The sequence below is a fragment of the Sphingomonas sp. Leaf33 genome (genome assembly GCF_001421785.1).
Taxonomy (GTDB): Bacteria; Pseudomonadota; Alphaproteobacteria; order Sphingomonadales; family Sphingomonadaceae; genus Sphingomonas.
Window position 1 is genome coordinate 18,672 of sequence record NZ_LMLB01000001.1, and the last position, 13,574, is coordinate 32,245.

At 69.1% G+C, this 13,574-nt stretch carries 13 protein-coding genes and 1 other RNA gene; 8 read left to right on the forward strand and 6 right to left on the reverse strand.

The annotated features are described in order from the left end of the window. Positions 1–65 precede the first annotated feature (65 nt). Positions 66–457: a transfer-messenger RNA gene (gene ssrA / locus ASE86_RS15555) on the reverse strand. 37 nt (positions 458–494) lie between these two features. Between ssrA and ASE86_RS00110 the strand changes: the two genes are divergently transcribed. Continuing rightward, positions 495–926, forward strand: a complete 432-nt coding sequence (locus ASE86_RS00110) for an RrF2 family transcriptional regulator (protein ID WP_056421522.1) — start codon at positions 495–497, stop codon at positions 924–926. Positions 927–1,054: 128 nt separating this feature from the next. On the opposite strand, the gene mscL is transcribed toward ASE86_RS00110, so the two are convergent. Further along, positions 1,055–1,492: a large conductance mechanosensitive channel protein MscL gene (mscL, locus tag ASE86_RS00115; protein WP_056421523.1), complete on the reverse strand. Its 438-nt coding sequence runs from the start codon at positions 1,490–1,492 to the stop codon at positions 1,055–1,057. 95 nt (positions 1,493–1,587) lie between these two features. On the opposite strand from mscL, the gene ASE86_RS00120 reads away from it, so the two are divergent. The 4 genes from ASE86_RS00120 (at position 1,588) to ASE86_RS00135 (ending at position 4,367) form a co-directional block, all read left to right on the forward strand. Further along, a complete protein-coding gene (locus ASE86_RS00120; protein ID WP_056421524.1) occupies positions 1,588–2,178 on the forward strand; it encodes a LemA family protein in 591 nt (196 codons plus the stop codon). 160 nt (positions 2,179–2,338) lie between these two features. Then, positions 2,339–3,175 (forward strand): TPM domain-containing protein, encoded by an 837-nt coding sequence (locus ASE86_RS00125; RefSeq protein ID WP_056421525.1) that lies wholly within the window; start codon positions 2,339–2,341, stop codon positions 3,173–3,175. Next, positions 3,175–3,846, forward strand: a complete 672-nt coding sequence (locus ASE86_RS00130; protein ID WP_056421526.1) for a TPM domain-containing protein — start codon at positions 3,175–3,177, stop codon at positions 3,844–3,846. The genes ASE86_RS00125 and ASE86_RS00130 overlap by 1 nt, the downstream gene beginning before the upstream one ends. Continuing rightward, positions 3,843–4,367 (forward strand): NUDIX hydrolase, encoded by a 525-nt coding sequence (locus ASE86_RS00135; protein WP_056421527.1) that lies wholly within the window; start codon positions 3,843–3,845, stop codon positions 4,365–4,367. The genes ASE86_RS00130 and ASE86_RS00135 overlap by 4 nt, the downstream gene beginning before the upstream one ends. Positions 4,368–4,457: 90 nt before the next feature. Here ASE86_RS00135 and ASE86_RS00140 read toward each other — a convergent pair whose 3' ends face one another. The 4 genes from ASE86_RS00140 to ASE86_RS00155 all read right to left on the reverse strand — a co-directional run bounded on the left by ASE86_RS00140 (position 4,458) and on the right by ASE86_RS00155 (position 9,970). Further along, positions 4,458–4,739, reverse strand: coding sequence for an ETC complex I subunit (locus tag ASE86_RS00140; RefSeq protein ID WP_056421528.1), 282 nt, complete (start codon positions 4,737–4,739; stop codon positions 4,458–4,460). A gap of 9 nt (positions 4,740–4,748) precedes the next feature. Beyond that, the gene (hrpB, locus tag ASE86_RS00145) at positions 4,749–7,184 is read right to left on the reverse strand and encodes an ATP-dependent helicase HrpB (protein ID WP_056421529.1); all 2,436 of its coding nucleotides are present in this window, start codon (positions 7,182–7,184) and stop codon (positions 4,749–4,751) included. Positions 7,185–7,316: 132 nt separating this feature from the next. Then, positions 7,317–8,765, reverse strand: coding sequence for an ATP-binding protein (locus ASE86_RS00150; RefSeq protein WP_056421530.1), 1,449 nt, complete (start codon positions 8,763–8,765; stop codon positions 7,317–7,319). A 191-nt stretch (positions 8,766–8,956) separates the two neighbouring features. Continuing rightward, the gene (locus ASE86_RS00155) at positions 8,957–9,970 is read right to left on the reverse strand and encodes a polyprenyl synthetase family protein (RefSeq protein WP_056421531.1); all 1,014 of its coding nucleotides are present in this window, start codon (positions 9,968–9,970) and stop codon (positions 8,957–8,959) included. Between the two features lie 79 nt (positions 9,971–10,049). On the opposite strand from ASE86_RS00155, the gene ASE86_RS00160 reads away from it, so the two are divergent. The 3 genes from ASE86_RS00160 to ASE86_RS00170 all read left to right on the forward strand — a co-directional run bounded on the left by ASE86_RS00160 (position 10,050) and on the right by ASE86_RS00170 (position 13,536). Continuing rightward, complete coding sequence (locus tag ASE86_RS00160) at positions 10,050–10,331, forward strand: chorismate mutase (protein ID WP_056426311.1); 282 nt, start codon at positions 10,050–10,052, stop codon at positions 10,329–10,331. A 30-nt stretch (positions 10,332–10,361) separates the two neighbouring features. Then, complete coding sequence (gene thiL, locus ASE86_RS00165; RefSeq protein ID WP_056421532.1) at positions 10,362–11,234, forward strand: thiamine-phosphate kinase; 873 nt, start codon at positions 10,362–10,364, stop codon at positions 11,232–11,234. A gap of 133 nt (positions 11,235–11,367) precedes the next feature. Then, positions 11,368–13,536, forward strand: a complete 2,169-nt coding sequence (locus tag ASE86_RS00170; protein WP_056421533.1) for a sodium-translocating pyrophosphatase — start codon at positions 11,368–11,370, stop codon at positions 13,534–13,536. The last annotated feature ends 38 nt before the right edge of the window (positions 13,537–13,574 follow it).

The following is a 13,574-nucleotide window of genomic DNA, read 5'->3' on the forward strand; positions in this document are numbered from 1 at the left end:
TCCGTCACGGTGGTGCAGATTGGTCGGAAACCGCTCTGGGCGGTCGATCCAGCGATATGGTGGAAAGTGGGGAGCTTCTGTTGCTCGGTGCCCCCCAAACCGCCGGAGTCGCTTCTGTTGCCCGGTGCGCCCGACCGCGCATTTTAGAATAACCTTAAGCCGTTAGGCCTTGGGGTTACGCTGCAATTGCGAGTGCTTCGTTATCGTTGGCACTTGTGTAATGGGCCGTTGCGGTGGTCCCATTCCGAGCGAAAGACATACGCTTTTCAATACACGTCGATCCTGGTTCGGCCCCGTCAGAAACGGTGTCCAAGTACACCACCACTTGTGGTGGAGCCGCCGGGTACTGCCCCCGGGTCCGCTGCATCTATTGCACGCAATCCTTTATCGCCATATCCGGACGGGCAAGCCCGCCGGCCCGACCGATATAGGGGGGCCGCGCGCGGATGGAAAGGCCTTCACACCGCCACATTATCGGCGCAGGAGCGGGACCCATGTTGACGCAGCGTTCCCGCTACGCGCTCCGCGCGATGCTGTTCCTGGCGACGCAGACGGCGGGCGGCCCGCCGGTGCCGATGAACCGCATCGCCGCCGCCGCCAATGTGCCCCGCAAGTTCCTGGAGCTGATCCTGGCCGACCTGCGCGAGGCCGGGTTCCTCCACTCGCACCGCGGCAAGATGGGCGGATACTGCCTGTCGCGTCCGCCGTACCTGATTTCGCTGGGTGAGATCATCCGCGTGATCGAAGGACCGCTGGCGCTGGTGCCGTGCGTCAGCCGCACCGCCTATCGTCCCTGCACCGATTGCCGCGACGAGGCGGCGTGCGCGATCCGGCGCACGATGGCCCGCGTCCGCGACGAAACCGCCCGCATCCTCGACGGCACCAGCCTGGCGGATGCCACCGCCGAGGAACTCGCGGCGGCCTAACCAATCCTCCCCTGCAAGGGGAGGTGGCAGGCCGCAGGCCTGACGGAGGGGTATCCAGCCATCCGGACAGGTTGACACCCCTCCGACCGGCTTCGCCGGCCACCTCCCCTCTCCAAGGGAGGATTGCGTCACATCTGCCGTGCGCGCAGTTCGTCGCGGATTTCGCGCAGCAGCGCGACGTCGGCGGCCTCGGGTGCCGGTGCTGCGGGGGCTTCTTCCTTCTTCACCATCACGGTGTTCACGGCGCGCAGCAGCAGGAAGATGATGAAGGCGACGATCAGGAAATTGACCGCCTGCGTCACGAACTCGCCGTATCCGAGCAGCGGCACGCCCGCCTTCTTGAGCGCGGCATAATCCGTCGACCCTTGCAGGTTCGCCGGCACGTCGCCCAGCACCAGGAAATAGCTGGAGAAATCGAGCCCGCCGAAGATCTTGCCGATCACCGGCATCAGGATGTCCTCGGTCAGCGAGGTCACGATCTTGCCGAACGCCGCGCCGATGATGACCGCGATCGCCAGATCGAGCACGTTGCCGCGCATGACGAAGGCCTTGAATTCCTTGAGCATTGCCGTCCCTCCCTGCACCGCCGAAACGATTCCCCATTGTAACGACCCGGCGTCCGCTTAAATGTTGCGCGCCTGAGGGTGAGAGGACAAGTCCCATGAAGCTTCGTGTCGCATTTGCCGGTGTTGCCGCCCTGTCGCTGACGGCCTGCGGGCTGAACAGCGTTCCCACCGCGGAGGAGAACGCCAAGGCACGATGGGCCGACGTCCAGAACCAGTATCAGCGCCGCGCCGATCTGATCCCCAACCTGGTCGCGACGGTGAAGGCCGCCGGTGCGCAGGAAAAGGCGATCCTGACCGAAGTGACCCAGGCCCGCGCATCGGCCAACCAGGTGCAGGTGTCGGGCGACGACCTGTCGGACCCGACGAAGATGGCCGCGTACCAGCGCGCGCAAGGGTCGCTGACGCTGTCGCTCCAGCGCCTGCAGGAAGCGTATCCGGAGCTGAAGAGCCAGGCCAACTACACCACGCTGATGAGCCAGCTCGAAGGCACCGAGAACCGCATCACCATCGCGCGCAACGACTACAACCAGGCGGTGCAGGCCTATAACACCCGCATCCGCACCTTCCCCGACGCGGTGGGCGCCAAGATCTTCTACGGCGCCAAGCCGCTGACGCCGTTCCAGGCGACGACGCCGAATGCCGAGGTCGCGCCGTCGGTGGCGAACGCCTTTGGAAATACCAACTAGGCGCCTTACCCTCCCCGTTCGGGCTGAGCTTGTCGAGCACCCATCGAAGTATTACTTCGATGGGACCTTGGCCGAAGCCCTGTCCGTCTTCTGTCTCGCGAGGAGCAAGAAAGTGCAGCGCTTCGACAGGCTCAGCGCGAACGGGATTTGGGGCATCCTCATGGCGCTCCTGCTGGCGGTCGTCGCGATCGCTCCTGCGGCCGCGCAGACGTTCCCCAAATTCACCGGCTTCGTCGTCGATGACGCCAACGTCCTGCCCCCGGATGTCGAGGCGTCGCTGACGCAGAAGCTCGACCGGTTGCAGAAGGATACCAAGCGCCAGCTGGTCGTCGCGACGATCGGAGACATGCAGGGCTATCCGCTGGACGAATACGGCTACAAGCTCGGGCGAGCCTGGGGCGTCGGGCTGAAGGACGCCAACAACGGTGCGATCCTGTTCATCGCGCCCAACAATCCGGCGGGCCAGCGCGGGCCGCGGCTGGAGGTCGGCTATGGTCTGGAGCCGATCCTGACCGACGCGCTGTCGAGCCAGATCATCAACCAGCAGATGATGCCGCGCCTGCGCGACGGACAGATCCCGCAGGCGATGGAAGCGGGCACCGACGCGATCGTCGCACAGTTGCGGGCAAGCCCTGAAGAGCAGCAGGCCAAGGTCGATGCCGCGGTCAAGCAGTTCGACAAGAGCCGGACGGGCCAGCGGCGCAGCGGTGGCGGGGGCTTTCCGATCAGCCTGATCTTCTGGGGCATGGTCGTCGTCTTCGTCCTTCTGTCCTTTGCCCGTCGAGGCAAGGGTCGCCGCTATCGTGGCGACGGTGGGTCCGGCGCACTGCCGATCGTCCTGTGGTCGATCGCCAACGAGATCGGTCGCGAGGCCGGTCGCGGCAGCGGCAGCGGATGGGGCGGCGGTAGTGGCGGCGGTGGCGGATGGGGCGGCGGTGGCTTCTCCGGCGGCGGCGGCGGATCGTTCGGAGGCGGTGGCGCCTCGGGGAGCTGGTGATGCGGCTGACCGACCAGGATCGTGCCGCCGTCGCGGCTGCCGTGACCGCAGCCGAGGCGAGTACCGACGGTGAGATCGTGACGATCGTCGCGCGCCAGTCCGACAGATATCACGACGTCGCGCTGCAATGGAGCGTGATCGTCATGCTGCTCGTCCTCGCGCTGCTCGCGGTGTTCCCGGGCGTGGCGGAGGGGGTGCACCTGCGGCTGGTCGACGGCTGGGCGGAAACGGTGCCGGCCGGAGCGTACTACACCATCGCGCTGGTGCTGATGGCGGCGACGTTCCTGCTCTGCCGCCTGGCCTTTGCGCCGCTGGCCGTCCGCATGGCGCTGACGCCGGGCGCCACCAAGACGCGGCGGGTGCGCGCCAAGGCGATGCAGATGTTCCGCGCGGGTGCCGAAAAGCGCACCGTCGCGGCGACCGGCGTGCTGCTCTACCTAAGTCTCGCTGAACACCGTGCCGAACTGATCGCCGACGAAGCCATCCACGGCCGCGTCCCCGACGACGTCTGGGGCCATGCGATGGCCAGCCTGATCGCGGCGGTAAAGGACGGCCGCCCCGGTGACGGGATGGCGGCGGCGGTTCGCGAGATCGGCGTGGTGCTGGCCGAGCATTTTCCGGTGAGCGAGGGCGACGTGAACGAGCTGCCCGATCGGCTGATCGAGCTGTGAGCGTGCCCGACGCCGATGCGGCGGAGGAGACGGTCTGGGAAGGCCAGTGGCTCGTCGCCCGTCGCCGCGGGCGGTGGGAATATGTCGGCCGCACCGGCGCGCGCGAAGCGGCGGTGATCCTCGCCATCGACGACGGCCATGTCCTGCTTGTCGACCAGTACCGCGTACCGCTCGGTCGGCGCTGTCTCGAACTCCCCGCCGGCCTGGTCGACGACGGCGAGGATGTCGAGACGACCGCGGCGCGCGAGCTGGAGGAGGAAACCGGCTACCGCCCGGCACGGGTCAGCCGCATCGGCGACTTCCATTCCTCCCCCGGCATGGTCAGCGAAAGCTTCACGCTGGTCCGCGCCGAGGGGCTGGAGCGCGTGTCGGCCGGCGGCGGCGAGCCGGGCGAAGGCATCACCGTGCACCGCGTCTCGCTGACGGACATTGCGGATTACGTCGCAGCGCGTCGGGCGGACGGGATGGCGATCGACGTCAAGCTGCTGACGCTGCTTGGGCCGGGACTGCTCGGCCTCTAACGCCCCGTGCTCCCGCGCAGGCGGGAGCCTAGAGCCACGCAGCGCGAACCTCGATAACCCTGGGCTCCCGCCTTCGCGGGAGCACAGAGGTCAGCGGAAATTATCCGCGTAGGCCTGCAGCTTCAGCGTCCGCTCGGGCGCCGGGACCACATGGTACGGCAACCCTTCCTTCTGCGCATAGGCGGTTGCCGCCTCACACGTCGGAAACGTCAGGCGCAGCTGGTTGCGCGTGTCGCGCGACCCGGCCCAGCCGGTCAGCGGGTCGGGCTGCTGCGGCTCGGCGGGGTCGAATTCGAGGACCCAGACCATCGTGCGGGCGCGACCGGACTGCATGGCGTTCTTGGGGCGCTGAAAGATACGAGCTTCGGACATAGGCGCTCCTTATCGAATCCCACGCGCGCGCGCATCCGCATTTTTGGTGCGGAGCGTGGCCGACGCCGCGGCGGGATCGTCGGGCCAGGGATGCCGCGGATAGCGCCCGCGCATTTCCTTGGCGACCGCGTGCCAGCTCCCCGCCCAGAAACCGGGCAGGTCACGCGTCGTCTGGATCGGGCGGCCGGCGGGTGACGTGAGACTCAGCACCAGCGGCACGCGATTCGCGCCGACGGTCGGATGCTCGGCGAGCCCGAACAGCATCTGCGGACGAAGCTCGACGGTCGGGCCGGCGTCGGCGGCATAGTCGATTTCGTGAGTCGAGCCCGCCGGCGCGGTGAACCGCGGCGGGGCGAGGCGGTTGACCTGCTGCACCCCGTCCCAGCCGAGCAGGCTTTCGAGCGCGCCGGTCAGCCCTTCAACCTGCTCCAGCCGCCGCTTGCCCGTCAGCAGCGGGGGCAACCAGTCGTCGAGATGCGCGATCAGCGCTTCGTCGGACAGCGTGTCGAGCCCGGCATAGGTGGCCCGCGTGCGCAGTGCGTCGGCGGACGTGCTCCGCGGCAGCAGCGACAGACCGTGGCGACGGACACCTTCGAGCAGCGCGGCGGCGATTTCGTCGGGGTCGGCCGCCGAATCGGGCCCGGACGCGAGCCGGATCGCCCCCAGCCGCGTCTCGCGCGCGGCGGTGACGCCGCCGGTCGCGGGATCGAACTCGACGAAGCGGCGGGTGACGATGCGGCTCGCGAACAGCGCCTCGACCGTCGCGCGGTCGATCTCGACGGCCGACAGGATGCGTGCGCCCGACGCCATGCCGGCGGTTTCCGCGACCGCGAGCCATTCGGCGCGGGCGAGGCTGGAAGTCGGATCGAGCCGGAACCCGCGCCCGCCGGCCGACGCCCAGCTTTCGCCCGACGCGTCGCGGCGTTTGGCGATCCGGTCGGGGTAGGCGAGCGCGATGGCGACTTCCAGCCCACGCCCCGACCCGCCGTCCTGAGACGACGACGTCAGGCGCGCCCAACGCTCCGCCAGCCGCCGCCCAGCCTCCGCCCGCTGGCCGCGTTCGGTCCTCCACCGCCGCAACCGCAACTCCAGATCGACGTCGTTCCCGCCCAGCCCACGCTCGCTCAGCAACACCGCCGCTTCGGCCGCGGTCCTCGCCAGCCCCATCTCGCCGGCGCGCACCAGCATATGCGCCAGCCGCGGCGGGAGCGGCAGCGCGGCGATGGCGCGGCCATGCGCGGTCGGGCGGCCATCGGCGTCCACGGCCTCCAGCGCCGCCAACCGCTGCGTCGCCTCGCTGACTGCCGCCGCGCTCGGCGCATCGAGCCAGCGCAACGCGCGCGGGTCGGCAACGCCCCAGATCGCGCACGCCAGCGTCAGCGCCGACAGGTCCGCCTCCAGGATTTCGGGCGGGTCGAACCGCGGCAGGCCGGCGGTCGCCGCCTCTTCCCACAGCCGGTACGCAACGCCCGGCCCCTGCCGCGCCGCACGACCGGCGCGCTGCGTGACCGCGGCCTGGCTCGCGCGCTCGGTCACCAGCCGCGTCATCCCCGCGGCGCGGTCGTAGCGCGGGCGGCGCGCCAGACCCGAATCGACGACGATACGGATGCCGTCGAGCGTCAGCGAGGTTTCGGCGATCGATGTCGCGAGCACAACCTTGCGCACGTCCGATGGCCCGATCGCGGCGCGCTGGGCGGCGGGGTCGATCTGGCCGTGGAGCTTGTGGAGGATGATACCCGGGATACCCTCCAGCCGCTCGGCGGTGCGTTCGATCTCCGCGACGCCGGGCAGGAAGGTGAGTACGCCGCCAGCATCGTCACGCAACGCGGTGCGGACCGCAGCGGCGACCGCGTCCTCGATCCGTGCGTCGCCGACACGGCCGATGTGACGCAGCGTCAGCGGATAGGACCGGCCTTCGCTCTCGATGACCGCTGCGCCGTCCATCAGCGCCGAGAACCGCGCGCCGTCCAATGTCGCCGACATGGCGACCAGCCGCAGGTCGGGCCGCAACCCCGCCTGCGCGTCGAGCGCGAGCGCCAGGCCGAAATCTGAATCGAGGCTGCGTTCGTGAACCTCGTCGAACAGCACCGCCGACACGCCCGTCAATTCGGGATCGCCCTGGATGCGGTTGACGAAGATACCCTCGGTCACGACCGTCACCCGCGTCGCCGCCGACCGCTTGGTGTCCATCCGCGTCGCATAGCCGAAGGTGCGCCCGACGCTCTCGCCGGCCAGCGCCGCCATCCGCTCGGCCGCGGCCCGCGCGGCGATCCGGCGGGGGCTGAGCAGCAGGACTTCGCCGGTGCACCACGGTTCGGCGAGCAACGCAGGCGCGATGGCGGTGGTCTTGCCCGCGCCCGGCGGCGCGACGACGACGGCGTTGGACGAGCCGCGCAGGGCGGCGAGCAAGTCTGGGAGGACGGCGTGAATCGGCAGCGCGGTCATGATCCTTCCCTACACTCTCTTCCGTCATTCCCGCGAAGGCGGGAATCGATAGTCGCCGAAGGTGGTGAGGCTCACTCCATTCAGCCAGAATGGATTCCCGCCTTCGCGGGAATGACGGAAGAGGGGTGAGGCCTACCCCTCCGCCGACGCCGTGCTCCACCCCAGCCGGGGGATGGTGATCGATCGCCGCCCGGACAGGTCGGTCCGCGTCACGATAATGTCGCGCGTTTCCATATACCCCAGCATCCGCCGCGCGCGCCCGAGCGAGCTGGTGCCGTACGTCTGCGCGATCGCCGCATCGTCGGGCGTCGGCAGGCCTTCGCGCGCCGACCGCGCGATCAGCAGGAACGCGCCGAGCATATCGTCGGGCAACCCCTGCGCCGCCGCCAGCGCCTCGGCCCATTCGCCCTCCAGAGCCGTGAAGATGCCCGCCCGCGCCGCCGACAGCCGGCGGGCGAAGCCGTTCACGTCGAGCGGCGGCTTGCGCACCCCCATCATCCGGCAGCGCACGCCGAAATCCTGGTACAGCACCGCCGCCGGCTTGGTCGCAGCCTCGGGATCGCCGACGATCGCGCGCAGGGCGTTTTCGACCACCACGTCCGGATCGGGCGCATCGGGTTCGGGGAAGTCGAAGCCGTTGGGGTTCGGCTGCGGCCCCAGGTCGCGCAGCACGTCGCCGACCGGCAATGGTGGCGGGGGCGCCGGCGGCGGGGGTGGCGGCGGCAGATCGAGATCGGCGAACAGGCGCGCGCGGGCGTCCTCTTCCGGCCCCGTCGGCAGGGGGACCAGCTTGGGGCTCGACGACCGCGCCGAGGTCGCGACCGGTCCGATCTTCACCGTCACCGGCCGCCGCGCGATCGCCGGCCCCAAGCCCAGGAAGGTACCGCGGGCCAGATCGCGAATCGCCTCCGCCTGCCGCCGCTCCATCCCCAGCAGGTCGGCCGCGCGCGCCATGTCGATGTCGAGGAAGGTGCGCCCCATCAGGAAGTTCGACGCCTCTGCCGCGACGTTCTTGCTGAGCTTCGCCAGCCGCTGCGTGGCGATGACGCCGGCCAGGCCCCGCTTGCGCCCGCGCGACATCAGGTTCGCCATCGCGCCGAGGCACGTGCGGCGCACTTCCTCAGGCACTTCCGCCCCGCCCGACGGCGCGAAGATCTGGGCTTCGTCGACGACGACCAGCGCGGGATACCAATGGTCGCGCGGCGCGTCGAACAGCCCCATCAGGAACGCGGTGGCGGAGCGCATCTGCCCCTCCATCTCCAGCCCCTCGAGGCTGAGGACGACCGACGTGCGGTGTTCCCGCGCGCGGCCGGCGAAGCGGATCAGTTCGGGAATGGCGTAATCGACCGCCTCGATCGCGACATGGCCGTAAGCGTCGGCGAGCGTCACGAAGTCGCCTTCGGGGTCGATGATGACCTGCTGGACCTGATTCGCGCTGCCCTCCAGCAGACGGCGCAGCAGATGCGACTTGCCCGATCCCGAATTGCCCTGGACCAGCAGGCGGGTGGCGAGCAGTTCCTCGAGGTCGATGGCGATCGGGCGGCCGGCGGTATCGACCCCCATGTCGACGGCGAAGGTCATACGCCGCTCACAAATAGATGGACCGCCCCCACCCCGTTCGTGCTGAGCTTGTCGAAGCACCGTACTTGGTGCGGCACACATGTCGCTCGCGGATCGAAGAACGGTGCTTCGGCCAAGGTCCCATCAAAGTAATACTTTGATGGGTGCCCGACAGGCTCAGCACGAACGGGCATTGGTGGCACTGGCGAGACTTAATACGCGCGGGCGACCGCGAACTCGACCGCCTCGATCATCGCATCCTTGGCCGCGCCGTTGTCGAACCGGCCCAGCGCATCGATCGCGCGCTGGCCGTAATGGCGCGCGCGGGCGAGGGTGTCGTCGACCGCGCGCGATGCCTGGACACGCTGGATGGCTTCGGCGAAGTCCGCATCCGACGACCGGCGTCCGATCACCGCGTCCTGCCAGAACCGGCGCCCCTCGGCGTCCGCCCGGGCATAGGCCAGGATGATCGGCAGCGTCATCTTGCCTTCGCGGAAGTCGTCGCCGGCGTCCTTGCCCATCGTGCCCGCGTCCGATGTGTAATCGATCGCGTCGTCGACCAGCTGGAACGCGATGCCCAGGTTGCGGCCATAGGCATCCAGCGCGGCCTCGTCGCTCTCGGGCCGTTCGGCGACCACCGCGGCGATGCGGCAGGCGGCGGCGAACAGCGCGGCGGTCTTTGCGCCGATGATGTCGAGATAGCGTTCTTCGGAGAGGTCGATCTTGCGCACCGCGGTCAGCTGGTTGACCTCGCCTTCCGCGATCACGGCAGACGCGTTCGACAGGATCTTCAGGACCTTCAGGCTCCCGTCCTCGACCATCAGCTCGAAGCTGCGGCTGAACAGGAAGTCGCCGACCAGCACGCTCGCCGGGTTGCCCCAGATGATGTTGGCGGTGCGGCGACCGCGGCGCAGGTCGGACGAATCGACCACGTCGTCGTGGAGCAGCGTCGCGGTGTGGATGAACTCTACCGCGGCGGCCAGGCGGTGGTGGCGCGTGCCGGGGTAGCCGAGCAGCTTGGCGCTGGCGAGCGTCAGCATCGGCCGCATCCGCTTGCCGCCGCCCGCGATCAAGTGACCGGCGAGCTCGGGGATCAGCGGGATGTCCGACCGCATCCGGTCGAGGATCGCCGTGTTCACGAGGTTCATGTCGTGCGCGACCAGCGCCAGCATCGGATCGAGCGAGGGCGGACGCTTATCGCCCAGGCGGTGGATGGTGGCGGTCATGCTGCGCCCGCAAATGCCGGGCGGGGCCGAGAAAGGCAACCCTTGCGGCCTGCGGCCCGGCGCTTCAAAGAGCATGGCCATGACCGACCCGACGCTGGAGCGCTATCGCCGGAGCATCGACAACATCGATGCCGCCCTGGTCTTCATGCTGGCCGAACGGTTCAAGGTGACCCAGGCGGTCGGCCGCTACAAGGCCGAGGCCGATCTGCCCCCGGCCGATCCGGGGCGCGAGGAGGCGCAGATCGCGCGACTGCGCGGGCTCGCCGAGGAAGCGCAGCTCGACCCGGAATTTTCCGAGAAGTTCCTGCGCTTCATCATCGACGAAGTGATCCGCCACCACGTCCGCGCACAACGCGACTGACGGTCAGGCCCGCGCGAGAGGCACGAAGCGATGACCGAACGCGACATCCTCGCCCGCCTGCGCCGCCTGCCGCTCCACCCCGGCGCGCTCGGCCTCGCCGACGATGCCGCACGGCTGGGCGAGTGGGTGCTGACGGCCGATCTGCTGGTCGAGGGCGTGCATTTCCTGGCCGACGATCCGCCGGCCGACGTCGCGTGGAAGCTGCTGGCGGTCAACCTGTCCGATCTGGCGGGCAAGGGCGCGGTGCCCGAAGGCGTGCTGCTGGGGATGCCGATCGGCGATCCGGCGTGGGATGCGGGCTTTCTCGACGGGCTGGACGTGGCGCTCAGGGCGCTGGGCTGCGCGCTGCTGGGCGGTGATACGGTTTCGGGGGGGCGGACCTTCAGCCTGACCGCGATCGGGCGCGCCGCGCGATCCCCGGAGCGCAGCGGCGCGCGGCCGGACGACGCGCTGTGGGTGACGGGCACGATCGGCGACGCCGGCGCAGGCCTCGCCATCGCGCAAGGGGCGCCCGGCCCCGACGCGCTCGCCGCACGCTATCGCCGCCCGACGCCGCGGCTTGCCGAAGGGCAGGCGCTCAGCCCCCAGGTCACCGCGATGATGGACGTGTCGGACGGCCTGCTGATCGATGCGCAGCGCATGGCCGAGGCGAGCGGCTGCGCGGTGACGATCGATCTCGCCGCGATTCCGCTGTCCGCCGCATACCGCGCGTGGAGCGGTGACCGGATGGCGGCGGCGACCGCGGGCGACGATTACGAACTGCTGTTCGCGCTTCCCGCCGATATCGTTCCGGACGCCCCCGCCACGCGCATCGGCGGCTTCACGCGCGGCCGCGGCCTGACCCTGACCGACGCCGGCGCCCCCGTCCCCCTTCCCGACACGCTCGGCTGGCTACACCGCTGAATTCACGCGGCTTGCGCGGTTTAAATCGCCTCTATAGCCTCCCCCTCCTTGATCTCGGACCCAGCCGCACAAGAGCCGGGCCGTTTCCTGAATGTGCTCGCGTAGCGTCGAAGGAATTAGGGGAAGATCGCCAATGACAATCGTTTATCTGGCCATCGCGTGCGGCATCGTCGCCGTGCTCTATGGCCTCGTCACCAGTTCGCAGGTGTTGAAGGCACCCGCGGGCGACGCCAGGATGCAGGATATCGCCGCCGCCATCCAGGAAGGCGCAAAGGCCTATCTGGGCCGCCAATACACCACCATTGCCATCGTCGGCGTCGTCGTCGCCGTCATCCTGTTCTTCACGCTCGGAGCGGTGTCGCTCGCCGGATTTCTGATCGGTGCGATCCTGTCGGGCGTCGCGGGCTATGTCGGGATGCACATCTCGGTGCGCGCCAATGTGCGCACGGCGGAGGCTGCGCGCGGGTCGCTGCAGGGCGGCCTGACGCTCGCGTTCCGATCGGGCGCGATCACCGGGATGCTGGTGGCGGGCCTCGGCCTGCTCTCGATCGCCGGCATCTTCTGGTACCTCGTCGGGCCGGCGGGTGTCGCGCCCAACGACCGTGAAGTGATCGAGGCGCTCACCGCGCTCGCGTTCGGCGCGTCGCTCATCTCGATCTTCGCGCGTCTGGGCGGCGGCATCTTCACCAAGGCCGCCGACGTCGGCGCCGATCTGGTCGGCAAGGTCGAGGCCGGCATCCCGGAGGACGACCCCCGCAACCCCGCGGTCATCGCCGATAACGTCGGCGACAACGTCGGCGACTGCGCGGGCATGGCCGCCGATCTGTTCGAGACCTATGTCGTGACCATCGGCCTGACGATGGTGTCGATCGCGCTGCTGGTAAAGGCATCGTCGGCCGAGCTGCTGACGCTGATGTCGGTGCCCTTGCTGGTCGGCGGCGTGTGCATCGTCACCTCGATCATCGGCACCTATTTCGTGCGGCTGGGGTCGAAGGGATCGATCATGGGCGCGCTCTACAAGGGCTTCTGGGTCACCGTCGGCCTGTCGGTCTTCGCGATCTACGGTGTGTTCCAATATGCGTTCGGTGACCTGAACGCGGTTATCGGCGGCGCCGGCTTCCTGGAGGGCGCGACCGACAGCCTGACGACCGAAGCCGTACTGGGCGCGCAGGCGGTGGGCACCCAGGCGTTCACCGCGATGGACCTCTTCTGGTGCATGATGATCGGCCTGGCCGTCACCGGCCTGCTGGTGTGGATCACCGAATATTACACCGGCACCGCCTATCGCCCGGTCAAGTCGATCGCCAAGGCGTCGGAGACGGGCCACGGCACCAACGTCATCCAGGGCCTGGCGATCAGCCTGGAATCGACCGCGCTGCCGACCCTCGTCATCGTCGTCGCGGTCATCGCGACCTACCAGCTGGCCGGCATCATCGGCGTCGCGTTCGCGGCAACGGCGCTGCTGGCACTCGCCGGCATGGTCGTCGCGCTCGACGCCTACGGCCCGGTCACCGACAATGCCGGCGGCATCGCCGAGATGGCGGGGTTGCCCGACGACGTGCGGCATCGCACCGATGCGCTGGACGCGGTCGGCAACACCACCAAGGCGGTGACCAAGGGCTATGCCATCGGCTCCGCCGCGCTCGCCGCGCTGGTGCTGTTCGGCGCGTACACGACCGACCTGAAGGAGTTCTTCCCCGACGTGACGGTCGATTTCAGCCTGTCGAACCCGTATGTCATCGTCGGCCTGCTGCTCGGCGCGCTGCTGCCGTATCTGTTCGGCGCGTTCGGCATGACCGCGGTCGGCCGCGCGGCGGGCAGCGTGGTGCAGGACGTCCGCGACCAGTTCCGCGAGAACCCCGGCATCATGGCGGGGACCAGCCGACCCAACTACGGCCGGACGGTCGACATCGTCACGCGGGCGGCGATCAAGGAAATGATCATCCCCTCGCTGCTGCCGGTCGTCTCACCCATAGCGGTCTATTACATCATGACCGCGGTGGCGGGCCAGGCGCAGGGCTTCGCGGCACTGGGCGCGATGCTGCTGGGCGTAATCGTGTCGGGCCTGTTCGTCGCCATCTCGATGACCAGCGGCGGCGGCGCGTGGGACAATGCCAAGAAGTATATCGAGGACGGCAACCACGGCGGCAAGGGCAGCGAAGCCCACAAGGCCGCGGTCACCGGCGACACCGTGGGCGATCCGTACAAGGATACGGCGGGCCCCGCGGTCAACCCGATGATCAAGATCACGAATATCGTCGCGCTGCTGCTGCTGGCGGCACTAGCCGGCAGCGCAGGCTGAGCGAAAGCGAAAGCCAAGCGCGACCGGCCGGCGGGGGG